Annotated in this window: 25 protein-coding genes and 1 pseudogene; 19 read left to right on the top strand and 7 right to left on the bottom strand. The window is 69.6% G+C overall.

Annotated features, from left to right (window positions below; translation table 11 throughout):
* Positions 1 to 119 precede the first annotated feature (119 nt).
* From htpG to lptB, 4 genes are all read left to right on the top strand, one after another.
* Positions 120 to 1952, top strand: coding sequence for a molecular chaperone HtpG (htpG, locus tag FVE89_RS26905; protein WP_161393212.1), 1833 nt, complete (start codon positions 120 to 122; stop codon positions 1950 to 1952).
* A gap of 206 nt (positions 1953 to 2158) precedes the next feature.
* A complete protein-coding gene (lptC, locus tag FVE89_RS26910; protein WP_161393213.1) occupies positions 2159 to 2902 on the top strand; it encodes an LPS export ABC transporter periplasmic protein LptC in 744 nt (247 codons plus the stop codon).
* Positions 2899 to 3567, top strand: coding sequence for an LptA/OstA family protein (locus FVE89_RS26915; RefSeq protein WP_161393214.1), 669 nt, complete (start codon positions 2899 to 2901; stop codon positions 3565 to 3567). Before lptC ends, FVE89_RS26915 begins: the two co-directional genes overlap by 4 nt.
* Positions 3568 to 3632: 65 nt before the next feature.
* Complete coding sequence (lptB, locus tag FVE89_RS26920) at positions 3633 to 4427, top strand: LPS export ABC transporter ATP-binding protein (protein WP_246731210.1); 795 nt, start codon at positions 3633 to 3635, stop codon at positions 4425 to 4427.
* Here lptB and FVE89_RS31425 read toward each other — a convergent pair.
* A complete protein-coding gene (locus FVE89_RS31425; RefSeq protein WP_246731196.1) occupies positions 4417 to 4857 on the bottom strand; it encodes a hypothetical protein in 441 nt (146 codons plus the stop codon). The two genes, lptB and FVE89_RS31425, sit on opposite strands and share 11 nt — an antisense overlap.
* A 114-nt stretch (positions 4858 to 4971) precedes the next feature.
* Positions 4972 to 5607 (bottom strand): MFS transporter, encoded by a 636-nt coding sequence (locus tag FVE89_RS31430; RefSeq protein WP_246731197.1) that lies wholly within the window; start codon positions 5605 to 5607, stop codon positions 4972 to 4974.
* A 376-nt stretch (positions 5608 to 5983) separates the two neighbouring features.
* On the opposite strand from FVE89_RS31430, the gene FVE89_RS26930 reads away from it, so the two are divergent.
* A complete protein-coding gene (locus tag FVE89_RS26930) occupies positions 5984 to 6262 on the top strand; it encodes a DUF4258 domain-containing protein (RefSeq protein ID WP_342389830.1) in 279 nt (92 codons plus the stop codon).
* Positions 6259 to 6456: a DUF2283 domain-containing protein gene (locus FVE89_RS26935; protein ID WP_161393217.1), complete on the top strand. Its 198-nt coding sequence runs from the start codon at positions 6259 to 6261 to the stop codon at positions 6454 to 6456. The genes FVE89_RS26930 and FVE89_RS26935 overlap by 4 nt, the downstream gene beginning before the upstream one ends.
* A gap of 21 nt (positions 6457 to 6477) precedes the next feature.
* On the opposite strand, the gene FVE89_RS26940 is transcribed toward FVE89_RS26935, so the two are convergent.
* On the bottom strand, positions 6478 to 7629 hold the full coding sequence (locus FVE89_RS26940) for a dimethylmenaquinone methyltransferase (RefSeq protein WP_161393218.1): 1152 nt from the start codon (positions 7627 to 7629) through the stop codon (positions 6478 to 6480).
* A gap of 179 nt (positions 7630 to 7808) precedes the next feature.
* Here FVE89_RS26940 and FVE89_RS26945 point away from each other — a divergent pair, with 179 nt between their 5' ends.
* Positions 7809 to 9122, top strand: coding sequence for an MFS transporter (locus FVE89_RS26945; RefSeq protein WP_161393219.1), 1314 nt, complete (start codon positions 7809 to 7811; stop codon positions 9120 to 9122).
* 79 nt (positions 9123 to 9201) lie between these two features.
* Here the strand turns inward: FVE89_RS26945 and FVE89_RS26950 are convergent, their stop codons facing one another.
* Positions 9202 to 9942: an HWE histidine kinase domain-containing protein gene (locus FVE89_RS26950; protein WP_161393220.1), complete on the bottom strand. Its 741-nt coding sequence runs from the start codon at positions 9940 to 9942 to the stop codon at positions 9202 to 9204.
* A gap of 928 nt (positions 9943 to 10870) precedes the next feature.
* Here FVE89_RS26950 and FVE89_RS26955 point away from each other — a divergent pair.
* The 4 genes from FVE89_RS26955 (at position 10871) to FVE89_RS26970 (ending at position 13807) form a co-directional block, all read left to right on the top strand.
* Positions 10871 to 11974, top strand: coding sequence for a helix-turn-helix transcriptional regulator (locus FVE89_RS26955; RefSeq protein WP_161393221.1), 1104 nt, complete (start codon positions 10871 to 10873; stop codon positions 11972 to 11974).
* Between the two features lie 96 nt (positions 11975 to 12070).
* The gene (locus FVE89_RS26960; RefSeq protein ID WP_161393222.1) at positions 12071 to 12271 is read left to right on the top strand and encodes a hypothetical protein; all 201 of its coding nucleotides are present in this window, start codon (positions 12071 to 12073) and stop codon (positions 12269 to 12271) included.
* A gap of 175 nt (positions 12272 to 12446) precedes the next feature.
* Complete coding sequence (locus FVE89_RS26965) at positions 12447 to 12977, top strand: GNAT family N-acetyltransferase (RefSeq protein WP_161393223.1); 531 nt, start codon at positions 12447 to 12449, stop codon at positions 12975 to 12977.
* A gap of 197 nt (positions 12978 to 13174) precedes the next feature.
* Entirely contained in the window at positions 13175 to 13807 is a 633-nt protein-coding gene (locus FVE89_RS26970) for a DUF2147 domain-containing protein (RefSeq protein WP_161393224.1), read from the top strand.
* Between the two features lie 7 nt (positions 13808 to 13814).
* Here the strand turns inward: FVE89_RS26970 and FVE89_RS26975 are convergent, their stop codons facing one another.
* Positions 13815 to 15038 (bottom strand): serine hydrolase domain-containing protein, encoded by a 1224-nt coding sequence (locus tag FVE89_RS26975; protein ID WP_161393225.1) that lies wholly within the window; start codon positions 15036 to 15038, stop codon positions 13815 to 13817.
* Positions 15039 to 15090: 52 nt separating this feature from the next.
* Positions 15091 to 15600, bottom strand: coding sequence for a DUF427 domain-containing protein (locus FVE89_RS26980; protein WP_161393226.1), 510 nt, complete (start codon positions 15598 to 15600; stop codon positions 15091 to 15093).
* A gap of 114 nt (positions 15601 to 15714) precedes the next feature.
* Between FVE89_RS26980 and otsB the strand changes: the two genes are divergently transcribed.
* The 5 genes and pseudogenes from otsB to FVE89_RS27005 form a co-directional block, all read left to right on the top strand.
* Positions 15715 to 16458 carry a trehalose-phosphatase gene (gene otsB / locus FVE89_RS26985; RefSeq protein WP_161393227.1) on the top strand — a complete coding sequence of 248 codons (744 nt, stop codon included), beginning with the start codon at positions 15715 to 15717 and terminating at the stop codon, positions 16456 to 16458.
* Between the two features lie 28 nt (positions 16459 to 16486).
* A complete protein-coding gene (locus tag FVE89_RS26990; RefSeq protein ID WP_161393228.1) occupies positions 16487 to 16891 on the top strand; it encodes a DUF4260 domain-containing protein in 405 nt (134 codons plus the stop codon).
* A gap of 90 nt (positions 16892 to 16981) precedes the next feature.
* A complete protein-coding gene (locus FVE89_RS26995; protein WP_161393229.1) occupies positions 16982 to 17986 on the top strand; it encodes a glucokinase in 1005 nt (334 codons plus the stop codon).
* 65 nt (positions 17987 to 18051) lie between these two features.
* A complete protein-coding gene (locus FVE89_RS27000) occupies positions 18052 to 18294 on the top strand; it encodes a type II toxin-antitoxin system prevent-host-death family antitoxin (RefSeq protein WP_161393230.1) in 243 nt (80 codons plus the stop codon).
* Between the two features lie 14 nt (positions 18295 to 18308).
* Positions 18309 to 18677: pseudogene (locus FVE89_RS27005) on the top strand (type II toxin-antitoxin system VapC family toxin); the annotation flags it as partial.
* A 21-nt stretch (positions 18678 to 18698) separates the two neighbouring features.
* On the opposite strand, the gene FVE89_RS27010 reads toward FVE89_RS27005, so the two are convergent.
* Positions 18699 to 20171, bottom strand: a complete 1473-nt coding sequence (locus tag FVE89_RS27010) for an MFS transporter (RefSeq protein ID WP_161393231.1) — start codon at positions 20169 to 20171, stop codon at positions 18699 to 18701.
* A 218-nt stretch (positions 20172 to 20389) separates the two neighbouring features.
* On the opposite strand from FVE89_RS27010, the gene FVE89_RS27015 reads away from it, so the two are divergent.
* The 3 genes from FVE89_RS27015 (at position 20390) to FVE89_RS27025 (ending at position 23727) form a co-directional block, all read left to right on the top strand.
* Positions 20390 to 20617 (top strand): hypothetical protein, encoded by a 228-nt coding sequence (locus tag FVE89_RS27015; RefSeq protein WP_161393382.1) that lies wholly within the window; start codon positions 20390 to 20392, stop codon positions 20615 to 20617.
* A gap of 92 nt (positions 20618 to 20709) precedes the next feature.
* Entirely contained in the window at positions 20710 to 21651 is a 942-nt protein-coding gene (locus tag FVE89_RS27020) for a glyoxylate/hydroxypyruvate reductase A (protein ID WP_161393232.1), read from the top strand.
* 114 nt (positions 21652 to 21765) lie between these two features.
* Complete coding sequence (locus tag FVE89_RS27025) at positions 21766 to 23727, top strand: cytochrome C oxidase Cbb3 (RefSeq protein ID WP_161393233.1); 1962 nt, start codon at positions 21766 to 21768, stop codon at positions 23725 to 23727.
* Positions 23728 to 23737: the final 10 nt, after the last annotated feature.

A 23737-nucleotide genomic window follows, 5' to 3' on the forward strand; every position in this document is an offset into this window, starting at 1 on the left:
ACAAGAACCTGCCCAAAGCGGCGCATCGCTCGCCAAGCCCGGTGGGTCTCCGCATTGAAAACGGCCGCGTTCGCCAGCATATGGCCACCGCAATTTTCCCCACAGCGGAGGCATCACCCGTGAGCGAGACGATCGAGCGGCACGAATTCGGGGCGGAGGTGGGACGCCTCCTCGACCTCGTCGTGCACGCGCTCTACTCCGACCGCGAGATCTTCCTGCGCGAACTCGTCGCCAACGCCGCCGACGCCATGGACCGGCGGCGGTTCGAGGCCCTCACCTCGGCGGCAAGCGCCCTGCCGCCGGACGCCAAGGTCCGCATCGCGCCCGACAAGGAGGCGCGGACCCTGACGGTTTCGGATGCCGGCATCGGCATGACCAAGGAGGATCTCGCCACCAATCTCGGCACCATCGCGCGCTCCGGCACGCGGGCCTTCTCGCAGACGCTCGAATCCGCCAAGGCCGAGGACCGGCCGAGCCTGATCGGCCAGTTCGGCGTCGGCTTCTACTCGGCCTTCATGGTGGCCGACCGGGTCACCGTCACGTCGCGCCGCGCCGGCAGCGACGAGGCCTGGACCTGGGCCTCGGAAGGGCAGGGCAGTTACACCCTCGAACCGGCGACGCGGGCGGAGCCCGGCACCGACATCGTGCTCCACCTCAAGGAGGATGCCGACGAGTACCTGGAGCCCTACCGGCTCGACCATCTCGTGCGGAAATGGGCCGACTTCATCACCGTGCCGATCGCTGTCGTGCGCGACGGCAAGGACGAATCGGCCAACCAGGGCACGGCCCTCTGGCGCAAGCCGAAATCCGAGGTCACCGAGGAGCAGTACGAGGAATTCTACCGCTCGATCGGCATGAACTTCGACAAGCCCTGGGCGACGCTGCACTGGCGCGCCGAGGGCCAGCTCGAATTCTCCGCGCTGCTGTTCATCCCGGGCTCGAAGCCGTTCCAGGCGCTGGACAACGAGCGGCAGAGCAAGGTCCGCCTGCATGTCCGGCGGATGTTCATCACCGACGAGGCCGAGTTGCTGCCGCCGTGGCTGCGCTTCGTCCAGGGCGTTGTCGACACCGAGGACCTGCCGCTCAACGTCTCCCGGGAGATGCTGCAATCGACGCCGGCGCTGGCCCGGATCCGCCGCGCCGTCACCGGCCGCGTCGTGTCCGAACTCGCCACCCGTGCCAAGGATGCCGAGAGCTATCAATCCTTCTGGGAGAATTTCGGCCCGGTCCTGAAGGAGGGCATTTACGAGGATTTCGAACGCCGGGGCGAGATCGCGCCGCTGCTGCGCTTCCGCTCCTCGGCGGTGGAGGGCTGGACCTCGCTGCCCGACTACGTGTCCCGGATGAAGGACGGCCAGGAGGCGATCTACTACCTCGTCGCTGACGATGCCGAGGCGCTGAAATCCTCGCCGCAGCTCGAGGGCTTCAAGGCCCGCGGTCTGGAGGTGCTGCTGCTCTCCGACCACGTCGACGCCTTCTGGCCGGACCAGCTCGGCACCTTCGAGGAGAAGCCGCTCCGGTCGATCACCAAGGGCGGCCTCGACCTGTCGAAATTCGCCCTCGAAGGCGAGCAGCCGGAGGCGCCCGAGGGCATCGACGCCTTCGTGGCCGCGGTGAAGACGGCGCTCGGCGCCGACGTTTCGGACGTGCGGACCACCGACCGGCTGGTCGATTCGGCGGTCGTGCTCTCGGCCGGCACCGGCGGACCGGACCTTCAGATGCAGCGGCTGATGCGCCGGGCCGGACGGGCCGGCGCCGGTCAGCCGGTTCTGGAGATCAACCCGCGCCACCCGCTGATTCGCGCGCTCGCCGCGGCGCCCGAATCGGAGGTGCCGCAGGCGGCCGGCACGCTGCTCGACCTCGCCCGCATCCAGGACGGCGACAGCCCGCGCGACCCGGCGGCCTTCGCCCGCACGGTCGCGGCGGCGCTGGCGGCGGCGCGCGCCGCCTAGAGTCGGACCTGTGAGCTCACGACGTGTGTCCGCGCACATGCCGTGAGGACATTGATAAGTCCGATTGATCAAACGGAAATGGTCGAGCCATAACTTCGCCACCGGTCGGGAGCATTGCCCGGCCGGTGGCGCGGGCGCGGTGGGGGCCGCAGGCGTCTGATCCGATTCCTTTAAGCGCGCGGCCCGCCGCGCCTCACGGACGCTGCATGAACCCGGTCGAGGCTGAAGCCGGCACCAGACAGGCGGTCGCGTCGGCGCGGACCCGGGCGCATGCCCGGGCGTACCGCCACAGCGGCCGCGTGCGCGCGATGCGCCGGCTGATTCCGGTGGCGGCCGGCGGCGCGGTGGCGCTGCTCCTCGCCTACCTGTTCAATCCCTTCGCAGCCAAGCTCCCGGACGTCTCGGTCGGCCACGTGACTCTGGCGGGCTCGAAGGTCCGCATGGAGAATCCGCGGCTCGCCGGCTTCCGCCAGGGCACCCGCGGCTACGAGGTGACGGCGGATGCCGCCCTGCAGGACGTGCGCAAGCCGAGCCTGATCGAGCTGCAGCAGATGCGCGGCCACATCGCCACCGACGATAACGGCGGCATCGCCCGGCTGTCGGCGACTTCCGGCCTGTTCGACAGCGCCCGCGAGGCCCTCGACCTCAAGGACGACATCCGGATCTGGACCGACAAGGGCGAGGAGGCGCGGTTGCGCTCGGCCGCCGTGACGTTCAAGACCGGCTCGATCACGTCCCAGGAGCCCGTCATCGTGTCGAGCCCGCGCGCCACCGTGAACGCCGACACGCTCGACGTGGTGGAGAGCGGCAAGCGGATCTCGTTCGTGGGCAACGTCCACGTGGTCATCGTCAACGAGACTCAGGGCGACAGGCCGCATGACGGACCGGCCGAGACGTCGGCCCTGCGCATTCAGACCTCGGACGCGCAGCCTTCGGACGGTGCGCGATGAGCACCGCCCGCACCGTCGCGGCTGCCATGGCGGCCTGCCTGTTGCTGGCCGCACCAGCCTTCGCCGAGAAGCCCGCGGCCCGGAAGGATTCGCCCTTCGGCAATATCGGCGGCAGCGGCAAGGACCCGATCAAGATCGACGCCGACCGGCTCGACGTGTTCGACCGGGAGAACAAAGCGATCTTCGCCGGCAACGTCGTGGCCGTGCAGGGCGAGAGCACGATCCGGTGCTCGACCATGACGGTCTACTACAAGCGCGGAAAGGATACGCCCGGTAAGGACGCGAAAGGCGACGGCAAGGTCGCCGAGGCGGCACCTGAGGCGGCGCCGGCCCGCAACCCGGCGGAGAACGGCATCCAGAAGGTCGACTGCGCCGGCCCGGTAACGGTCGTCCAGAAGGATCAGGTCGCCACCGGCAATCACGCGGAGTTCGATCAGGACGCCAAGCGGATCGTGCTCACCGGCAATGTCGTGCTGAGCCAGTGCCAGAACGTCACCCGTGGACAGCGGCTGGTCTACGATATGAACACCGGCCGGGCCAACATGGACCCGGTGCCGGGCGGCCGTGTCTCGGCCCTGTTCGTGCCGGGCGAGAAGGCCGAGAAGGACGGCAAGCCGAAGGGCTGCACGCAAACTCCTTCCAAGCCGAAGGCGCAGGTCGATTGAGCGGCGCTGTGGCGTTCCAGGCAGGTCCGCAGGAGCCGGCGGCCCGTGCCGGCTGGCTCGGGCGCCTGTTCGGCCGGCGTACGCGCCAGCCGGAGGGCGCCACGCCCGAGGGCCAGGCCGCGCCTGACGGGGGCGGTCCCGGCATCCTCAGCGTGCGCGGCCTGCGCAAGAGCTACGGCGCGCGCACCGTGGTGCACGAGGCGGGGCTTACCGTCCGCACCGGCGAGGCGGTAGGGCTGCTCGGCCCGAACGGCGCCGGCAAGACCACGATCTTCTACATGATCACCGGGCTGGTGGCGGCCGATCGCGGCGACATCACCCTCGACGGCCTGCCGATCACCCATCTGCCCATGTATCAGCGGGCGCGCCTCGGCATCGGCTACCTGCCGCAGGAAGCCTCGATCTTCCGGGGCCTGAGCGTGGAGGACAACATCCGCGCCGTGCTGGAGGTGGCCGAACCCGACCGCAAGGAGCGGGCGCGTAAGCTCGACTCGCTCCTCGAAGAATTCGACATCGCCCGCCTGCGCAAGTCGCCCTCGATCGCGCTCTCGGGCGGCGAGCGGCGGCGCTGCGAGATCGCCCGGGCACTCGCCTCCTCGCCGACCTTCATGCTGCTCGACGAGCCCTTCGCGGGCATCGATCCGATCGCGGTGGGCGACATCCAGGATCTGGTGAAGCACCTGAAGCAGCGCGGGATCGGCGTGCTGATCACCGACCACAACGTCCGCGAGACGCTGGGGCTGATCGACCGCGCCTACATCGCGCATTCCGGCCGGATCCTGACCGAGGGGACGCCGGAGGAGATCGTGGCCAACCCGGAGGCGCGGCGGCTCTATCTCGGCGAGGATTTCAGGCTGTGAGGGCAGCCACGTCTCCCGGCCGGCGCCGCGCCAGGGCGAGGAACGCGGCCGTGGCCGCCAGGACGCATCCGGCCGCCAGCAGGAGGACGGCTTCCCGGCCGAACGTGGTCAGGACCATCGCCAGCACCGGCGGAGCGGCCGCCATCACGAGGTTGAGCGGGAGCGCGATGCGCGAGGCGGCGCGCGCATAGGCGGCGCGGTCGTAGAAGGCCAACGGCGGGGTCGCGCGCACGACCGCCAGGACGCCGCTTCCGAGACCGTAGATCAGAATGAAGATCATCACCGCGTCCGGTGTCCCGCCGACCGCGGCGAGCAGGAGCAGCGCCGTCACCACGAGGATGCCGGCGAACAGGCCGCTGGTCGGCCCGTCCCACCGGCCGCCGCCCAGGAAGTCGATCCCCCGCGCGCCGACCTGGACGATGCCGAGCATCGCGCCGTAGCCGGACCGCGTCCGGCCGGCTCAATCCCTCGGCGACCAGCAACGCGATCAGGGTGGCGCTGAGGCCGAACGTGACGAAAGCGTTGAGGGTGATCCCGCAGGCGATCAACCAGAACGTGCTGGTCTGCGGCGGCGTCGTGGTCTCCGGAGCGGTCTCGACTCCGGCGGCGGCCTTCGCGTGCGGCGGCAAACCCCAGCGGTAGAGGGGCAGGCAGGCGAACCACATCGCCCCGGCATAGACGAGACAGGTCGCCCGCCAGCCGAGGAGCGCGACCGAAAGGCCGTGATCGGCCAGAACAGGCTGCTCGACAGGCCGGTGGCCAGCATCAGCGCCGCGATGGCCCGCCGGGCACCGCGCCCGGCGATCTCGTTCAGCAGGATGTTGGCCGCATTCGTCAGTGTTGCACTGCTGGCGACGCCGAGGACGATCCAGGCGGTGCCATACGATACCGGACCGGTTGCCAGGGCCAGCCCGACGAAACCCGGTCCGGCCAGCACGTTACCGGCGATCATCACGCTCCGCGCGCCGTACCGGACGAAGGCGCGTCCGAGGATCGGCGCCGACAGGCCCATGGTCGCGTACAGGATCAAATTGCCGGCGAACACCGCGGCTAGGTCCATCCCGAGATCCGCCGCGATTAAGGGGGCGACGACCGCGGTGACGCCGACGCTGCCCCAGCCGATGATCTGTGCAACCGCGAGGACGATGAGGACGCGGAGGCTCGCGCGGGCGGGGCGCATGGGCGGTGTTGTCTCCTCATCTGAACCGTAGACGCGCTCGGCGGGGGCTGTGGATACGGTCGGTTCGGCGCATGACAGGAGAGTGTCGCAGGAGCACGACAACCTGTGCGCGGCGAAAGGGGGAGGCCAGCCCTTTTAAGGTGTTTGCGGAAGCAACGAGACAGGGGCCAAGCGCACTCTCCTCCCCCTTGTGGGGAGGAGTTGGAAGTGGGGGTGGTGCAGACGGCACCGCTGCGCCTCATCCTGCGCCACCCCCACCCCTGGCCCCTCCCCACAAGGGGGAGGGGAAAAGGCGGTGCTCTTTCAGGATGTTAGAGCCACGACTTGCGATTTTCGCAGCTGGCCCAAACACCTTAAAAGGGCTGGGGGGAAGGCCGTGGAAACGGTCCGCATCCGATGGAGTGATCATGCCCTCGGACGCATGCGGCTGCGCGCCATCGAGCCGCTCTGGGTCGAACGGGTCGTGGCGGAGCCGGAACTCGTCGAGGCGGATCTCAATCACCCCGGGCGTCTCCGCGCCTTCGCACGCGTGCCCGAATGCGGCGGTCGTGTACTGCGCGTGGTATACGAGCCGCTTCAGGACGGCGCGGAGGCCTTGATCATCACGGCTCTGCTCGATCGAGGCCGCACGCGGAACTGGAGAACCTCAGGATGAAATCCGAGTACGACCCCGTCGTGGACGCCCTCTACATCCGACTCGCCGATACTCGCGTCGTCGAGAGTGAGGAAATCCGCCCTGGGTTCATCGTGGATCTGGACGAGGACGGCCGCATCATCGGCGTCGAGATCCTCGACGCCAGCAAACAGGTGGCGCCCGGGGCCGTGCTGGACCAGCCGCACGCGGCATGAGTCGGCGCGCTCCGCCGAGCCTCACCCCTTCCAGTTCTTCAACGCCGCGAACGGGCTGTCCGAGCCCGGCGGCTTCTCGGGGCTCAGAACCGGCTCCACCTGTGCGATCGCGTCCGCCATCGAGAAGGCGGAGCCGCTCTGCAGCCGGCCGCCGGCGGCGTCGCGATGGCCGCCGCCGCGGAACAGGCGGGCGCCGTCGAGTGCCGTGCCGTCGTTCGAGCGGAACGACAGCGTGCCCATCCGCTGGACGTTGACCACGCGCTTCGCCCGGCCCGCATCCATGATCAGGTCGGAGACCCGCTGGAACGTCCCGGAATCGAGCGCGAACGACAGGAGCGTGCCGTCCTTCAGCGGGCGGAACAGCGCGTCCGAGCGGGCGAGCGCCCGGGCGAGGCGCATGCGCGTGGTGAGCGCGGGATCGTCGTCCGGCGCCTCGCGCAGCAGCGCGTCGACCACGCCGGTGCGGATTGCCGTCGCGCGCTGCTCCAGTTCGGCCGGGCTCGCCCCCGTCCGCAGGGTCTCGGCTGCCGCGAGCAGGATGTCGGACACGAACCGGTCGTGCCAGGGGTGACCCACCGGCACGAAGCTCGACACCGCCTCCCAGAACATCTCGTCGAGCGCCAGGCCGCCCCGAAAGGCGGGGCTCTCCTTGCGCCAGAGGTCGAGGGCGTCGACCGCCGCGAGCAGGCTCGACAGGTCGGGTCCGGGCTCATGCGTCGCGAACAGGGTCCGGTGCTCGAAGGTCATCCGCGTGGCGCAAATGTCCTCCTCGATGAGGATCGCGATCTCGGGATCGTCCATATCGACCCGGTTGAGGCCCGGCCGCGCCGGATCGGGGGCCGGCTCCAACCCGAGGCGGCGCAGCTGGTCGAGGGACGAGGCGTGGTGGTCGAGGACGACGAGGCGGTGCTTGCGGCCCGCCTCGCGACGCTTGTTCAGCGCAGCGAACTTCTTGAGGCCCGCGATGGTCTGCTCTTCCAGGCCGAGATCGGTCATCAGCAGGATCTCGCCCTCGGCCGCCCGGCCGAGGCGCTTGATCTCGTCCTCGAAAACCGGGCCGACATCGCTGTAGCGCGGCACGTGCACGACGCGCTCGACCATCGCGCAGGCGGCCGCCACCGTGGAGGCGCCGTAGCCGTCGAGGTCGTGGTGGGTGATCTGGGTCAGGCGCACGCGGAGCTGTCTCGGAGGGTGACGGAGGAGGGCGGTCTACGCCGGCGGGGCCTTGGAGGCGAGGGGGCGGCCCTTCCGTCCGGCGGCGTTCGATGCAGAATGCGTGCGGGCCGCGTTGAGTCGCAAACGATCGGGCGGCCCCGGAGACCCGAACGGGCCCGTCATCCCGGAGGAACGCCATGGCCCTGGCCGCTTCACCGCGCGTCAAGCGCATCCAGACCGTATCGCTCGCGTTGCTGGTGACGGCCGGGGTCGTCAACTACGTCGACCGCGCGACGCTGGCCGTGGCCAATCCCCTGATCCGCGAGGATCTCGGCCTCTCGATTCCCGATATGGGCCTGCTGCTCTCGGCCTTCCTGTGGGCCTACGCCTTCGCGCAGCTGCCGGCCGGCGCTCTGGCGGACCGGCTCGGCCCGCGCCTGACGCTCACCCTCGGCCTGACCTGCTGGTCGCTGGGCCAGATGCTGGGCGGCGCCGTGACCTCGTTCTGGCAATTCGTGAGCGCGCGTATCGTGCTCGGGCTCGGCGAGGCGCCGCATTTCCCGACCTGCGCCCGCGTCTCCCGCGACTGGTTCAACATCCGCCAGCGCGGCACGGCCACCGGGATCTGGAACTGCGCCTCCTCGCTCGGCACCTTCCTGGCGCTGCCGCTGCTGACCTTCCTGATGGTCAGCTTCGGCTGGCGGGCCATGTTCGTCATCATGGGGGCGTCGGGTCTGGCGCTCGCTGCCATCGTCTACGCGGTGTTCCGCAACCCCCGCGAGTCGAGCCTGACGCCGGCCGAGCGCGCCTTCCTGGAGGAGGGGGACGCGCCGAACGCGAGCCGGGCCGTCACCTGGAGCGCGTGGCGCCGGCTGTTCGGCTTCCGCACCAGCTGGGGCATGATCGTCGGCTATTTCGGCTGCATCTACATGACCTGGCTCTACACCGCGTGGCTGCCGAGCTACCTGGAGATCGAGCGGCACTTCACCCTGCAGAAGACCGGCCTCGTCGGCTCGATCCCGTTCGCGTTCGGCGTGATGGGCGGCATCCTGGGCGGCCGGGTCGTCGACCTGCTGGTCCGCCGCGGCGTCGATCCGATCCGCAGCCGCAAGATCCCGATGGCCGCCTCCCTGGTGGCGACCGCGGCCTGCACCGTGGTGGCCGCGCTGACCCCGAGCGACACGCTGGCCATCGCCTGCATCTCGGCCTCGCTGTTCCTGGTCTACATGAGCTCGTCGGCCGCCTGGGCGATGGCCTCGGTGGCGGCGCCGGCGAGTTGCACCGCTTCGCTCGGCGCGATGCAGAATTTCGGTGGCTATATCGGCGGCGCCCTGGCGCCGATGGTCACCGGGTTCATCGTCGGCGGGACGGGCCACTTCTCCATGGCTTTCATCACCGGCGCGGTGATCGCCCTCGTGGCCGCCCTCGGCTATTGGACCCTGATCCAGGAGCCGATCGCCGATGAAGATCCGGTGGGAGGCTTCGTAAGCCGCCTGCACCCCGCCGAGTAGCGCACCACCGGCGAAGCAGACCGGTTCCCGGTGCGAGGGGGCGGTTCGTTTCTCGAGGCGGAGCGGCCAGTGGCCCCTGTCAGGCCTCGTCCGCGATCCCGGCGGCGCGTGCTGCCTCGGTCGCGTCCTCGGCGAGAACGTGTCCGACCGTCGGCACGAGCGGGAGACAGAGCCTGAAGTGCAACCCGTCGGACTCGAAGTCCAGCACCGTCTGCGCGTCGAGCTGATAGACCAAGGTCTCCAACAGCACCTCCGTGCCAAAGCCGCGCCGGCTCGGATCCACTACCGTGACGCCGCCCTGCTCCTTCCAGTCCAGCTGCAGGACAGGGTCGGCCGTCTCCGCCCCGTCCGACGGTCGGGCCTCCCATCTGACGTCGACGCGACCCTGCGGCAGGGACAGGGAGCCATGTTCGACCGCGTTGCTCGCCAGCTCGTGCAGCGCCAGCGCAAGGACCAGCGCCGCCTTCGGCCGGAGCCGCACCCGCGGGCCGGTGAGAGTCGCCTGATCACCTTCGCGCACGAGGTGGAACATCAGCTCGTCCGAGATCAGGCTGTGCAGGTCGGCCTCACCCAGCACGTCGGTGGCGGCCTGCACGCGCATCACGGCGCCGAAGCGACCGTCGAGATGCGCCACGTAGCCTTCGACATCACCGGCACTCTCGGCGGAGCGGTGCATGATCGCGCGCATGATCGCGAGGGTGTTGTGCAGGCCGTGACGCAGGCTGTCGGGCACACCCGCCGCGTCCAACAACCGACGCAGGCGCGCGTTGTCGGCTTCCAAGACAGCGAGCCGATCCTGCAGATCACCCGGATCGGTCATGGCGGAACTCCGCAGATGTCGGTCTCTCCATACTCATACGGTTCGACCGGTGGGGTTCAACCCCGCGGCGGCGGCCGGCGCGCATCGACGATAGCCGGACCATCCTCCACCGGTCGCCGAGCACCGGGCGCTTCATCCGTCACGCGGCAAGCCCGATCTCCTATCCGCTGTCGGCGACCAGCGCGCGCACAGACAGGACCCTGGGCACCGCGCCGGGGCGATTGCGGGTCCCGTGGCGCGTCTGCGAAAGCGAGAACCGACAGCGCCTGCCGCTGGAATGCCGGATGCGGCTGGACCGCCCTGGCTGGTTCGCCTCGGTCACGCGCCTTTTCGAGGCGATAACCGCGGGCGAACTGACGCGCCGACCTGTACTCACAGTGTCGTCCGAGCAGCTTGTCCGCGCTCCGTCCGCTTGGTGCAGATCCCGCAGGCCAGCGCACGACGTGGGACGCGCGGTGCATGGCAACATCGCCTTGCCGCTGCCGGCCCGCGCTTCTGAACTCGACCCGAACGACCCTTCGCCCAGCGCAGAATGAAAACGGCTCGCAATTCTGGCGCGCCAACAGCGTCTTCAAGTTCTGAGCCGGTATCCTTGACCAGTGCTGAGATACTAGATTATCATCATTGATTGACTTTTCCGTGATATATTGATGACGTGCGGATGAATTGGATTATCCCCGCTTGTGGGTCAGTCCTGTCGAACACGAATCGGAGCTTGCGTAGGATGACTGAAGTAATTGTGCGACCGAATCGCGGGTCTGCCGTCTTCTTGATCATATGATATCCGAACTTTCTGGCTTGAATTTTGCATTGTTGCCACATATATCAATGAATATTACAAATATCAGTAGATTTCTGGGACGAATTGTGTATATCATCGACCGGAGCGCGGAGCCCCGAGAAAAGGGGACTTCCGGAGACCGGTCTGATGTCCGGCGTGAAATGCGATTACGTGACCCGCTTGCGCGATGATCTGGAAGCGGGCTTCCGGGAGGATCTTGAGGAAGCTCTGATCGACGCGGCGCGCTGGCCCGACCTGATCGAGCGGGTCTCGTCCAGCTCCGGTAGCGTCGGGGCGCTCCTTCTGCGCACGGACCGGACCGGGCTCGATGCTCTATGTACGCGGTCAATGGCTGAACCGGTGCGCCGCTTCTACGACGAGGGATGGTATCGAGAGGATCATCGCCTGCGCGGGCTGCCGACATTGCGGGCTCGCGGCGTCACGGTCGATCTCGATTTCACCTCGCCCGACGAGATCGCGCGGCTGCCCTATTACCAGGATCTCCTCGGCTCCTGCGGCCTGCGCTGGTTTGCGGGCATCGGCTTTGAGGTGCAGGGCCGGCTCTGGTGCCTCTCGCTGCAGCGGACGGTGGCACAGGGGCCATTCGAGGACCATGAGCAAAGGCGGCTGGCGACCCTGTCGCCGCTTCTGCGCCGGGCGGCTCTGCTGACCGCAATGATCGAGAAGGCGCGGCTCGCCGGACTGACTCAGGCCTTCGACACGATCGAGCGCGCCGCGCTGGTCCTCGACCCGGATGGCAAGGCGTTGTGCTGGAACACGGCCTTCACGGCGTTGCTCGGCCCCGATCTGAAGCTCGCGGGCGGACGCCTGGTCGCCGAGGATCCCGAGGCGGCGCGGCAGCTGGAGGCTCTGGCACGCCCGTGCGGCCGTGCGCCGATCTCGGTCGTCGTGGTGGCGCGGCGGGATGCGGAGCCGATCGTCATCCACGTCGTGCCCCTGGTCGGGCCGAGCCGGGGGGTGTTCGCGGGCGGCCGGACTCTGCTCCTGTGCCGCGTGCCCGGGGCCGGGACCGTTCCGGCCGCGGCCATCCTTCAGGCGGCGTATCGGCTGACGCCCGCGGAGGCGCGCCTCGCTCAGGCCCTGGCTGGCGGCGAGGCCATCGCGGAGGCGGCCTCCCGCTTCGCCATCACTGCGGCGACCGCCCGCTCCCAGCTGAAGGCGATCTTCGCCAAGACCGGTGCGACCCGGCAGGCCGACCTCGTTCGCCTGGTGGCGGGGCTCGCGCGCTGACCGCCCCAGCGGCCGGGCTTGCAGGGCCACACGGTCGGAGACGGAACGGCTTGGCCCGCGAGGCCGTTTGAACGTCGACGTTTAGGAGAAACCTCGATGACCCATCGGATCGCACTGATCTCGGCCCTGACCATCGGCGCATTCCTGGCGGGCGCGCCGGCCGAGGCGAAGGGCTGCCTCAAGGGCGCGGTGGTCGGCGGCGTCGCCGGGCACATGGCCGGCCACGGCAAGATGGGCGCCGCCGCGGGCTGCGCCGTCGGCCACCACAACGCCAACAAGAAGGCCAAGCAGGGCTGAAGACCGGGCGCGTATGCCGCGGCCCCGGCCGATACGCTGTCCAATCACCGCGGAGCCGGGTCCTCGACGGGGATCCGGCTTCGCCGCGTCCGGCAACCATCCTTGACGGCCTCGCCGTCCGCCGTCATCGGAAGACGACCGCTCCACCGGTCATTCCGGCCCAGGCTCGGTTTGTATGACTGACGCGATACGCCCCGCCAGCGAAGCCGATCTGCCGGCGATCACGGCGATTTACCGCGACGCCGTGACGACCAGTACGGCGAGCTTCGAGACGGAGCCGCCCACGCTCGACGAGATGACCCGGCGCTTTGCCGTCTTACGCGAAGGCGGCTTCCCCTATCTGGTGGCGGTCGATAACGATGCCGTCATCGGCTACGCCTATGCCGGTCCCTACCATCAGCGCGCGGCCTATCGCTCGACCGTCGAAGACTCGATCTACGTGGCGCGCACCGCCCGGGGCGGCGGCGTCGGCCGCGCCCTGCTGGAAGCCCTCATCACCGCGTGCGAGCGGATCGACTGCCGCACGATGGTGGCGGTCATCGCGGAGAGCGGATCACCCGCCTCCGCGGCGCTGCATGCGGGCCTCGGGTTCCGGCCCGTCGGGACGCTGGTGGGTGTTGGATACAAGCACGGGCACTGGCTCGACGTGACCCTCATGCAGCGCCCCCTCGGCCCCGGACGCGGCACGCCGCCGACGCGAACGTGAAACAGACCGTGCGCCGCCGGCATTCAGCTCAAGGCTGTCCTGTCATGATGCGGACAACTTCGCGCGTGAGAGGGCGGGGCAGAAGCGCATGCCACCCGGTGCTTGGCCCGGTGTGCGTGCGATGACGCGAGGCAGGGGTCTTCCCTCACGCGAGCGGACCGGTCCCCCCCCGGCTCGCGAGGCATAGGAGTTCGGGTATGCGGTTTTCATCGATCGGTCGCCGGATTGCGCCGCTCGCGATCCTGGCGCTTCCGGCGCTGGCGGGCGCCGCGCAGGCTGCGACCCCGACCGATCCGAGCGGCACGTATCTCACCGAGGATGGGCGCGCCCGCGTGCGCTTCGAGAAGTGCGGGACCGCGGGCGACCGCCTGTGCGGTTACGTGGTCTGGCTGAAGGTTCCGCTCAACGACAAGGGCGAGCCGCGGACCGACTTCAAGAATCCCGATCCGAAGAAGCAGACGCGCCCGTCGCTCGGCCATCAGCTGGTCATGGGCCTGAAGCCCAACGCCGACGCCCATTACGAGGGCAAGATCTACAATTCCGAGGACGGCAAGTCGTACGATGTCACCATCTGGACCGAGGCGCCGGGCGAGCTGACCGTCCGCGGCTGCCTGATCGCGTTCCTGTGCAAGTCGCAGACCTGGACCAAGGTGAGCGATCTCGCCCCCGGTCAGCTCACGGGACCGACCAACGGCCCGAATGGTCCGCGCAGCGATCCGGAATTCGCGACCCCGGCCACCGGTGCTTCGGCCGGTGCGAGGCCGGGCGCCGCGAAGGCGGCCGCGAAGGCCGCCCCGAAGCCGGCACCCGCAGCGCCGGCTCAAGAGTGATCGGGGCTCACGCCGCGAGCGCCGCGTAGGTCAGGACGCGCAATTCGCGCCGGATCGGCAGCGCCGAGGACGGCACGAGCTGCGTCATGAGCACGACCGAGAGATCCTCGGCGGGGTCGATCCAGAACGCCGTCGAGGCCATGCCGCCCCAGGCGACCTCGCCGGCCGTGCCGAGGATCTGGGCGCGGGCCGGGTCGAGCATCACCGAGAAGCCGAGGCCGAAGCCGATCCCGGTATAGGAGGTCTCGGCGAAGCGCGGCGTGCCCATCGCGGCGAGATCGCCCGGCAGGTGGTTCGCCAGCATCAGGTCGACGCTCTTGCGGCCGAGCAGGCGATGACCGTCGAGCGTGCCGCGGTTGAGGATCATCCGGCAGAAGCGCTGGTAGTCGGCGGCCGTCGAGACGAGGCCGCCCCCGCCCGAGGCGATTGCGGGCGGCTGCGCGAAGGGCGTCTCCACGGAATCGTCGAACGGGCGCAGCCGGCGTTCCCGGTCATACGCGTAGGCGGCGCAGAAGCGCGGCATCAGCGCGGGCGGCACGTGGAAGTCGGTATCCGCCATGCCGAGCGGTGCGATCACGGAGTCGCGAAGATAGTCGGCGAAGGGCCGGCCGCTCACCGCCGTCACGTACTGGCCGAGCACGTCGGTGGCGACGCTGTAGTTCCAGGCGCTGCCCGGCTGGGCCAGCAGCGGCAGCTTCGCCAGACGGGCGGTCATATTGGCAAGCGTGCCCTCCCGCGCCAGGAAGTCGATCCCGTGCTCGCGGTACTGCGCGTCGACCAGGGTCGCCTCCATGAAGCCGTAGGTCAGGCCGGCCGTATGGGTGAGCAGATCCCGCACGGTGATCGGCCGGCGTGCCGGCTCGGTCTCGAGCTTCGCCCGGTTGCCGCCCACCGCGACGCGCATCTCGGAAAATTCCGGCAGCACGCGCGCGATCGGATCGTCGAGCTGGAACAGGCCCTGCTCGTAGAGCTGCATGACCGCCACCGAGGTCAGCGGCTTGGTCATCGAGTAGATCCGCGCCACCGTATCGAGGGTGAACGGGGTGCCGCGGGCGAGGTCGGCCTGACCGCAGGCCCGGGCGAAGGCGATCCGCCCCCGCCGGGCCACCGCGACCGACAGGCCGGCGAGGCGGCCATCCGCGACGAGGCGGTCCATCCAGGGCTCGATGCGGGCGAGCGCCGCCGGATCGAAGCCGGCGGCCTTGGGGTCCGTCTCGGTTAACGCGCTCATGCCGATTCCATGCTCTGTCCGTCCGGAAGCGTAAGGGGGCCGACGGTGAAAATCACCAGCCCATCGTGCCCGGTGCGCCCTTGAACGGGCCGACGATGCCGGGGGTGATCCATCCGCCGTAGAAGGTGCCGGGCTGCGGCGTGACGAGGTCCGGGCCGACGAAGCAGGCCTCCATCGGCCGCGCGTAGAAGGCGACGTAGCCGGCGATCGCGCGGAAATCCGGCGTCGGATCGGGATAGGTCCAGGCGGCCGCGGATGCGGCTTTGCCGCCGCCCTGCACGTCGAACAGCCTCGCCTGCCCCTTCCACTCGCAGAGGCCGCCGCGTCGCGGGTTCACGAGCGCGCCCGGCGCGATGGCGCCCGGCGGAAGGTAGTAGGTCGGCGGGTGCGAGGTCTCCAGCACCCGGAAGCCGGCTTCCGTTTCCGCGATCACGGCGCCGCCGAACACCACGCGCAGCCGCCGCCGCACCGGTTCGAGCCGCGGCGGGCGCGGGTAATCCCAGACGCTTTCCTCGCCCGGCTTGACCGGATCCGGTGCGGGATGTGTCGGCGGCCAGATCATGCGGATCCCCGTGCAGAGCCTGCGCGAGGCGATATAGGGCGGTCGCACCGCCGTTTGTCGGGAGGCCGACCCGTGCTAGCCCGTGGCCGACATTCGAGCCCGGGATCGTTCGCGATGGACATCGCCCTCTTCCTCGACTTCGACGGCACACTGGCCGAGATCGCACCGCGTCCGGACGCGGTGGTGGTCGAGCCCGGCCTCGTCGAAACCCTGGAGCAGCTGCGCAGACGCCTGGACGGCGCGCTGGCGATCGTGACGGGCCGCCCGGTCTCGGTGATCGACGGCTTCCTGGCGCCCGCGCGGCTCGACGCCGCCGGCCTGCATGGCGTCGAGCGCCGCCTCGGCGGCGCCCTCAGCGGGGGCCGGGCGGAGGACCATCCCGACCTTCGCCGGCAGGTCGCACGGCTTGAGTCGGAGAGCGCCGCGCTGCCCAACGTCCTGATCGAGGACAAGGGCGCGTCCGTGGCGGTGCATTGGCGGCTCGCGGGCGCCGACGATGCGGCCCGCGCCGAGGCGCTGGTCAAGGCCGCCGCGGAGGCCCTCGGCGCGGATTACCGGCTGCAGCTCGGCAAGGCGGTCGGCGAGATCGTGCCGGCGCAGGCCACCAAGGCGCACGCGATCCGCGCCTTCATGGAGCAGAGCCCGTATCGCGGGCGGGTCCCGGTCTTCCTCGGGGACGACCGGACCGACGAGATCGCCTTCGCGTCGGTCAACGAGGATGGCGGCATCGCCATCCGGGTCGGCGACGGCGAGACCGTCGCGAAGCATCGCCTGCCCGACCCGGCCGCCGTGCGCGCCCTGCTGCGCGACTGGGCCGCGGCCGGCGCCATCGACCCGGCGGCCCTGCCGCCGGCCTGACACGTCCAGCCTCTGTCCGGAGAACGGCATGTCCGACGGTTTCGTGGGCGGTTGGCCCCGGAGCATCCTGCGGATCGAGGGTGCGTGTCTGCTCGCCTGCGCTCTCGCGGCCTATGCCTGGCTCGGGCGATCCTGGTGGATCTTCGCCGCCCTGTTGCTCGCTCCGGATCTCAGCATGCTCGGATACGCCGCCGGCCCCGGCCCGGGCGCCCTCGCGTACAACGCAGTCCATACGGTGACGCCGCCGCTGCTCGGCCTATGCGCAGCGGCGGTGCTCGGCCAGCCCCTCGTCGCCGGGCTGGCGCTGATCTGGCTTGCCCCTATCGGGCTTGATCGGATGCCGGGATACGGCCTCAAATACACCAGCGGCTTCGGCGATACGCATCTCGGTGCGATCGGCCGGGCGCGTGCGGCGGCGAACACGCCGCGATAAGGCGTTTCCATCCCCGGCGGGGCTTGCCCAACCGGGGATGTGCGGCGAATGAACCGCCGGCAACGGTCCAGTCAGCAGAGGCACCCTGCGATGTTCGAGTTTCCGGTCCTGGTCGGCGACATCGGCGGTACGAATGCCCGCTTCGGACTCATCGAGAAACAGGGGAGCCAGCCCCGGCTTCTCTCCCATGAGGCGACCGCAGATCATCCCGATCCCTCAAGCGCCATCAAGGCGTCGCTTGCCAAGGGCGGCGACTTGGCGCCGCCGCGTTCGGCCATCCTGGCCATGGGCGGTCGGGTCGACGGCCCCGTGAACCAGCTCACGAACGCGCATTGGCAGATCGCGGGCCAGCGCATCGGCGAGGATTTCGGCCTGTCCAAGGCCGTGGTGGTGAACGATTATGTGCCGGTCGCCGCCGGGGCTGCCGACATCGAGCCGCACGACCTCACGCCGGTCGGGCCCTGTCCGCCGGTGTCGGGCGGCGCGCGCGTCGTGCTCGGGCCGGGCACGGGGTTCGGCGCCGCAGCCCTGGTGCCCTATACCAACCAGCTCGCGATCGTCTCCACCGAGGCTGGTCACACCGATTTCGGCCCGGCCGACGCCTTCGAGGAGAAGGTCTGGCACGCGCTGGAGCGGGTCGAGGGCCGGATCACGGTGGAATCGGTGCTGTCCGGGCCCGGCCTCGCGCGGCTGCACGCGGCGGTGGCGCATGTCCGCACCGGCCGGCCGCACGAGAAGATCGAACCCGCTGCGGTGACCGAGACCGGCCTCGACGCCTCCGACCCCCATGCCGCCGAGGCGTTGGAGCTGTTCGGCCGGCTGCTCGGCCGCGTCTGCGGCGACCTCGCGCTGACCTTCCTGGCGACCAGCGGCGTCTATATCGGCGGCGGCATCGCGCCCCGGATCGTCAAGGTGCTGCAGGAGAGCGGCTTTCGCGACGCCTTCGAGCGGAAGGCACCCTTCGTCGCGATGATGCGCAAGATCCCCACCAGCGTCATCACCGTTCAGGACCCGGCCTTCCAGGGCCTCGCCGCCCTGGTCAACGACGAGGCGACGTTCGTCTATCACGGGCAGGTGTGGCGGACGGGGGCGTGAGGGGTTACCTAACGTATCGCGGGTGAGCCACAGCGCGACGGCGCGATTCGACTGGGATGGAACCCATGCGCACGGTCAATCTGAACGAGGCGGAAGCCCATCTTTCCCGGCTCGTCGACCAGGCAGCCTCGGGCGATGCTTTCATCATAGCCAAGGACGGCAAACCCTTGGTCAAGGTCGTTCCATTCGCCATGCCTGCGCCCGTGGATAAGCCGCGCGTCGGTTTCCTGAAAGGGCATGTCCATATTCCGGACGACTTCGACCGCTTGGGCGCCGGCGAGATCGAGGCACTGTTTGACGGACAGTAAATTATCTTCTCGACACACATATTCTCCTGTGGGCGGCTGTCGGATCCCACCGTCTCCCCGGTGAGGCAGGCCGTCTGATCGAAGAGCGTGCGAATACGCTCGTCTTCAGCGTGGCAAGTCTCTGGGAGATCGCGATCAAGAACGGCTTAAGCCGGCCGGACTTCTCGATCGATCTCAAAAACCTGCGCCTCAGCCTGCACGGCCATGGGTATCAGGAGCTGCCGGTGACGGCAGCCCACACACTTGCCCTCGCAGGCCTGCCCCCGATCCACCGCGATCCGTTCGACAGGATGCTTGTCGCTCAGGCCATGACGGAGGGATTCGAGCTCATCACAGCGGATCGGACCGTCGCGCTTTACGGCCCGCCGGTCCGCTTGGTCTGAACGGCGCGCACAGCGTGGCCCTCACGCCGCCGCCAGCGGCTTCGACACCTCCTCCAGTGACTTCCCCTCGGCCGCCGTGCCCCAGATCCCGCCGGCCACCGCGGCGACCAGCATCAGCACGGCGCCGAGCCCGTAGCCGAACAGCACCCAGTCCCGCGAGCCGGTCTCGACCAGCGTCCCGAACAGAAGCGGGCCCGAGACGCCGCCAATGCCCGTGCCGACCGCGTAGAAGGCCGCGATGGCCAGCGCCCGGATCTCCAGCGGGAAGGTTTCCGAGACGGTCAGATAGGCCGAACTCGCCGCCGCCGAGGCGAAGAAGAACACCACCATCCAGGCCCCGGTCTGGCCGACCGGACCGAGCAGGTCGAGGCGGAACAGCAGGCCCACGCCGGCGAGCAGCAGCGCCGAGATCCCGTACGTGAAGGCGATCATCGCCCGGCGGCCGATCGTGTCGAACAGCCGCCCGAGCAGCAGCGGGCCGAGGAAGGATCCGAGCGCGAAGGGCAGCAGATACCAGCCGACACTGTTGCCGGGCACCTGATAGAACCGCTCCAGAACCAGCGCGTAGGTGAAGAACAGCGCGTTGTAGAAGAAGGCCTGTGCGATCATGAGCGCGAGCCCCACCATGGTCTCCTTCCGGCTCGTCACGAACAGAGCCTTGAACACCTCCGAGAGCGGGGTGTGGTCGCGAGTACGGACCTTCATGCGCTTGCTCTCGTCCACCGGCGGCAGGGTGACGCCCTCATCGGTGAAGCGCTTCTCGATGCCGGTGACGACCCGGTCGGCTTCCGCCGCGTAACCGTGGGTGGCGAGCCAGCGCGGGCTTTCGGGGATCCAGGTGCGCAGGAGCAGGATCACGAGGCCGATGGCGCCGCCCGTGAAAAAGGCGACCCGCCAGCCCCAGGCCGGATCGATCACCTCGGGCTTCAAGAGCACGATCGACATGAACGAGCCGAGCGCCGCGCCGATCCAGAACGAGCCGTTGATGACGAGGTTGGTCCAGCCGCGCACCCGGGCCGGGACCAGTTCCTGGATGGTCGAGTTGATCGCCGTGTACTCGCCGCCGATCCCCGCGCCCGTGAAGAAGCGGAACAGGCAGAAGCTCCAGATATTCCACGACAGGCCGGTCGCTGCCGTGGCGACGAGGTAGAGGGCGAGCGTGATGAAGAACAGCTTCTTGCGGCCGATCCGGTCGGTCAGCCAGCCGAAGCCGATTGCGCCGGTCACCGCACCCACGAGGTAGCAGGAGGCGGCGAGCCCCACGTCGAATTCGGAGAAGGACATCGGCGGCTGGCGCAGGGCGCCTACCAAAGAGCCAGCCAGCGTCACCTCCAGGCCGTCGAGCACCCAGGTGATGCCCAGCGCCACGATGACGAGGACGTGGAACCGGCCCCAGGGCAGCCGGTCGAGGCGTGCCGAGATGTCGGTATCGATCACACGGCCGATCTCAGCCCGTTCCGGCGTTCCGGAGCTTCCCTCGACCTTGCTCGTCATCTGCGCGCATCCTCCCCAACGGGCCGTTTACCGTGCCTGACCAGCCCGCATTTACCGAAACACCAGGCAGGTGTTGGCAACGGGTTGGGAAACGATTCGGTTCGAGCCCGTCTTCATTTGATGCGGGCAGACCGGAGGCATCCACACGGTGCCTCGTCATGTCCTCCCGTTCCCCCGCCCGCCATCGCCGCCTAGGCCGTTTCACGATGCTCAGCCTGATGACGCTCGCGGGCCTCGCGACCGTCCCCTCGGAGAGCGCCGACGGTCATCTCGATCGGCCCAAGCCCCGCATCGCGATGCCGGCCGCCGAGCGCTGGCGCCTGCGGCCGACGGAACCCGCGATGCCGAGCACGACCGGCAGCATCCGGAGCCGCACGGAAATCCCGGTTCCCGAGGACCGCCGCCGCGTCCGGCTCGTCTACCCGGCCCTGATCGAGGCGCGCTGACCCCGCGACCGGTTGGTGATCCGCCGTGACTCGGGCACAGCGCCTGCTTGGTGCGTCGCGGTCCTCGCGGCCGGGTCGGTACGGAGTCGGGAATGGCAGAGGCGATTGCCCTGATCGGGTGCAAGGGTCCGGCGCAGGAAGCCGAATATCTGGACGTCCTGGCGGCCGCGATGCCCGAGGAGCGGATCGTCCCGTTCCGCCTGTTGGACGGTGCCGAGCGGGATGCGGCCCGGGTCGCCATCGTGGCCAATCCCGATCCCGCCGAGGTCGCGGCGCTGCCGGGCCTCGTCTGGGTGCAGAGCCTCTGGGCCGGCGTGGAGCGGCTGGTGAACGCCTTCGACCGGCCGCTGCCGATCGTGCGGCTGGTGGACCGGGAGATGGCCCGCACCATGGCGGAGGCGGTGCTGGCCTGGACCTACTATCTCCAGCGCGACATGCCGGCCTATGCGCGCCAGCAGCGCGCCGGGATCTGGCGGCCCCACCCCTATCGGAAGCCCGCCGACACGATTGTCGGCCTGCTGGGACTCGGCGCCCTCGGGATCGCCGCGGCGGAGAGGCTTCGTGGGGCGGGCTTTCGCGTCACCGGGTGGAGCCGCAGCCCGAAAGCCGTGCCCGGCATCGAGGCGGAGCACGGGTTGGAGGCGCTCCCGGCCATGCTCGGCCGATGCGACATCCTCGTCTGCCTCGTGCCGCTGACGCCGGAGACGCGCGGCCTGATCAATGCCGAGCGCCTGGCGGCGCTGAAGCCCGGCGCGGCGCTGATCAATTTCGCCCGCGGGCCGATCGTGGTGACGGCGGACCTGATCGCCGCGCTGGAGAGCGGCCACCTCGCGCACGCGGTGCTGGACGTGTTCGAGGTCGAGCCACTGCCGGCCGAGTCGCCCCTGTGGTCGCACCCGGGCGTGACCGTGCTGCCGCACATCTCCGGGCCGACCGACATGCCCTCGGCCGCCGCCACGGTGGCGTCCAACCTGCGGGACTACCGTCGGACCGGGCAGCCGCCGCGGGGGATCGATACCGCCCGGGGCTACTGACGCGACACCCGGTCCCGCGACCGGAAATGAACCCTGGCTTTATCCGGCCGTTTATCACGCGCCGTCCATCGCCGCGCTTCCGCAGGGTGGATCCGCGGAGGACGACGAGACACCATGGGCTGGCCACGCCGCATTCTGATCGTTGCCGGCGTCGCCGCCGTTGCGGTCGGCGCCACCGCGAGCCTCGGGCGCTTCAGCTACGCGCCGATGCCCGACCGGGCGGACCTGCTCAATGCGGACCGCTATCCGATCCAGACCGCCTTCGACATCCTCGGGCGCCGGGTCTCGCGGGCGGAGGCGGATCGCCTGAACGCAACGGAAAATGGCCGGAAGGACTTGGCGCCGGGCGGCACCGCCGTGGCGATCGATCCCGCCATGGTCGAGCGCGGCCGGCAGGCCTTCTACCAGGAGACGTTCGGCAACGAGGTCTTCCTCACCGACGTGATGGGCATGCTCGACGGCGGCCTGACGCCCACGGAGGTCGCCCTGGCGGTGGCCAAGCTCGGCGGACAGGGCACTACCAATTTGCAGGTCGCCATGGCCCGCGACATGCGCATCGGCGATCGCGTCTACGGGAAGGGCGAGCTGGTCCCGACCGGGCTCGACGTGCCGAAGGGCGGCGCCTTCATCATCGGGATCAAGACCTTCTACGATCGCGGCCACCTGCGCATGGGCATCACCTGCGCGCTCTGCCACGCGGCGGTCGATCCCGGTACCGGCAAGGTCGTGGAGGGCGCGCCGAACGTCGATCTCAATGCCGGTCTGCTGATGGCGCTCGCCAAGAATTCCTCGGCTTACTTCATGCACGCCAGCGTGCCCGAGGCCGATGCCCGCCCGAATACCGACCCGCAGCATACCGGCTCGACCACCGCGGGTCCCGCGCTGCCGGACGCCGCCGCGGTGGAGGCGGCCACCAAGGTGCAGGTGGCGAGCTGGCCGCCCGGCAGCTTCGACTCCTCGGCCGACCGAGTCACCAACCCGACCTCGATCCCGTCGAGTTTTTCCGCCTATGGCGAGCCCTACAGCTGGAGCGGGCGCGAGGCGATCGGCCCGTTCGCGGGCCTGTCCTCGCTCAACAACAACGTGCACGCCGCCAATTCTGACACGACCCAGCTGGCGGCGGCCGCACCCTGGCTGTTCGGCATGGACCCGGAGACGTATCTCGGCATCGTCCTGCGCGGGGCGGCCACGGAGGCGTTCCGGTACAGGCCGGACGGGTCGATGAGCCCGTCCGAGGTGCTGAAGAGCGTCGACCCGACGCCGGCCTCGCCGGGCCTGAACAGCTACGCGGTGCTGCCGACCTATCCGGCCACCAACTACGTCACCGATAACGGCTTGTTCGCCTCGGTTCCGGGCGAGCCCGCCAACCACGCCAACAACGCCATGTCGGCGTTTCAGAACCTGCTGCATCCACCGGCCTCCGGCCAGGATGCCGAGAGGGTGCGCGCCGGCCGCGCGGTGTTCGAGAAGGCGGGCTGCGGCGCCTGCCATTCCGGGCCGGCGCTCACCAACCACAAGGTCATCCCGGAAGCCGAGATCGGCACCGAGCCGACCCGCGCCCGGGCCGGCGCCAAGATGGAGGCCCGCCTGTCGCCGCCGGCGATGTTCGCCGTCGGCACGCCGTTCCCGCTGCCCGACAAGCCGGCGGTCGTCCCGGTACCGCTCGTGGGTGACGAGCAGGCTCAGGTCCAGCTCGCCTGGGGACAGGGCGGCACGGAGGGCGGCTACAAGGTGCCGAACCTCGTCGGCCTCGTCTGGACGGCGCCCTACCTGCACGATTCAGGCGTCGCGGTCGGACCCGATTCGGACAAGCAGCTCGGCGTTCCCGGCACCCTCTACAAGGGGCTCGCCCCGGACCCTGCCAACAGCCTGCGCGCATTGGTCGACCGCGCCCTGCGCGCTAAGGTGATCGCTGCGAACGCGGCTTCGGATACGGCGCGGATCGCCCGGGTTACCGGGAAGGGGCACGCCTTCTGGGCCGATGCCGGTTCAGGCATCTCGCCCGACGAGCAGACGGCGCTGATCGCCTACCTGCTCTCGGTCGATCGCCTGCAGGAGCCGGCCGCAACGCCCTGAGCCAACGCGC

The organism is Methylobacterium sp. 2A (genome assembly GCF_009806555.1).
Taxonomy (GTDB): Bacteria; Pseudomonadota; Alphaproteobacteria; order Rhizobiales; family Beijerinckiaceae; genus Methylobacterium.

What these genes read in the sequence shown, in the direction of transcription:
- FVE89_RS31425 (WP_246731196.1), bottom strand. Translation starts at nt 4,857, where the DNA reads ATGCTCGGCATCGTCCAGGTCGGCGCGCGGGGGATCGACTTCCTGGGC.
- FVE89_RS27025 (WP_161393233.1), top strand. Translation starts at nt 21,766, where the DNA reads ATGGGCTGGCCACGCCGCATTCTGATCGTTGCCGGCGTCGCCGCCGTT.
- FVE89_RS27020 (WP_161393232.1), top strand. Translation starts at nt 20,710, where the DNA reads ATGGCAGAGGCGATTGCCCTGATCGGGTGCAAGGGTCCGGCGCAGGAA.
- FVE89_RS26965 (WP_161393223.1), top strand. Translation starts at nt 12,447, where the DNA reads ATGACTGACGCGATACGCCCCGCCAGCGAAGCCGATCTGCCGGCGATC.
- FVE89_RS26955 (WP_161393221.1), top strand. Translation starts at nt 10,871, where the DNA reads ATGTCCGGCGTGAAATGCGATTACGTGACCCGCTTGCGCGATGATCTG.
- FVE89_RS26915 (WP_161393214.1), top strand. Translation starts at nt 2,899, where the DNA reads ATGAGCACCGCCCGCACCGTCGCGGCTGCCATGGCGGCCTGCCTGTTG.
- FVE89_RS26980 (WP_161393226.1), bottom strand. Translation starts at nt 15,600, where the DNA reads ATGATCTGGCCGCCGACACATCCCGCACCGGATCCGGTCAAGCCGGGC.
- FVE89_RS26960 (WP_161393222.1), top strand. Translation starts at nt 12,071, where the DNA reads ATGACCCATCGGATCGCACTGATCTCGGCCCTGACCATCGGCGCATTC.
- FVE89_RS26995 (WP_161393229.1), top strand. Translation starts at nt 16,982, where the DNA reads ATGTTCGAGTTTCCGGTCCTGGTCGGCGACATCGGCGGTACGAATGCC.
- lptC (WP_161393213.1), top strand. Translation starts at nt 2,159, where the DNA reads ATGAACCCGGTCGAGGCTGAAGCCGGCACCAGACAGGCGGTCGCGTCG.
- FVE89_RS27010 (WP_161393231.1), bottom strand. Translation starts at nt 20,171, where the DNA reads ATGACGAGCAAGGTCGAGGGAAGCTCCGGAACGCCGGAACGGGCTGAG.
- FVE89_RS26990 (WP_161393228.1), top strand. Translation starts at nt 16,487, where the DNA reads ATGTCCGACGGTTTCGTGGGCGGTTGGCCCCGGAGCATCCTGCGGATC.
- FVE89_RS26970 (WP_161393224.1), top strand. Translation starts at nt 13,175, where the DNA reads ATGCGGTTTTCATCGATCGGTCGCCGGATTGCGCCGCTCGCGATCCTG.
- otsB (WP_161393227.1), top strand. Translation starts at nt 15,715, where the DNA reads ATGGACATCGCCCTCTTCCTCGACTTCGACGGCACACTGGCCGAGATC.
- FVE89_RS26945 (WP_161393219.1), top strand. Translation starts at nt 7,809, where the DNA reads ATGGCCCTGGCCGCTTCACCGCGCGTCAAGCGCATCCAGACCGTATCG.
- FVE89_RS27015 (WP_161393382.1), top strand. Translation starts at nt 20,390, where the DNA reads ATGACGCTCGCGGGCCTCGCGACCGTCCCCTCGGAGAGCGCCGACGGT.
- FVE89_RS31430 (WP_246731197.1), bottom strand. Translation starts at nt 5,607, where the DNA reads ATGCGCCCCGCCCGCGCGAGCCTCCGCGTCCTCATCGTCCTCGCGGTT.
- FVE89_RS27000 (WP_161393230.1), top strand. Translation starts at nt 18,052, where the DNA reads ATGCGCACGGTCAATCTGAACGAGGCGGAAGCCCATCTTTCCCGGCTC.
- FVE89_RS26935 (WP_161393217.1), top strand. Translation starts at nt 6,259, where the DNA reads ATGAAATCCGAGTACGACCCCGTCGTGGACGCCCTCTACATCCGACTC.
- FVE89_RS26975 (WP_161393225.1), bottom strand. Translation starts at nt 15,038, where the DNA reads ATGAGCGCGTTAACCGAGACGGACCCCAAGGCCGCCGGCTTCGATCCG.
- FVE89_RS26950 (WP_161393220.1), bottom strand. Translation starts at nt 9,942, where the DNA reads ATGACCGATCCGGGTGATCTGCAGGATCGGCTCGCTGTCTTGGAAGCC.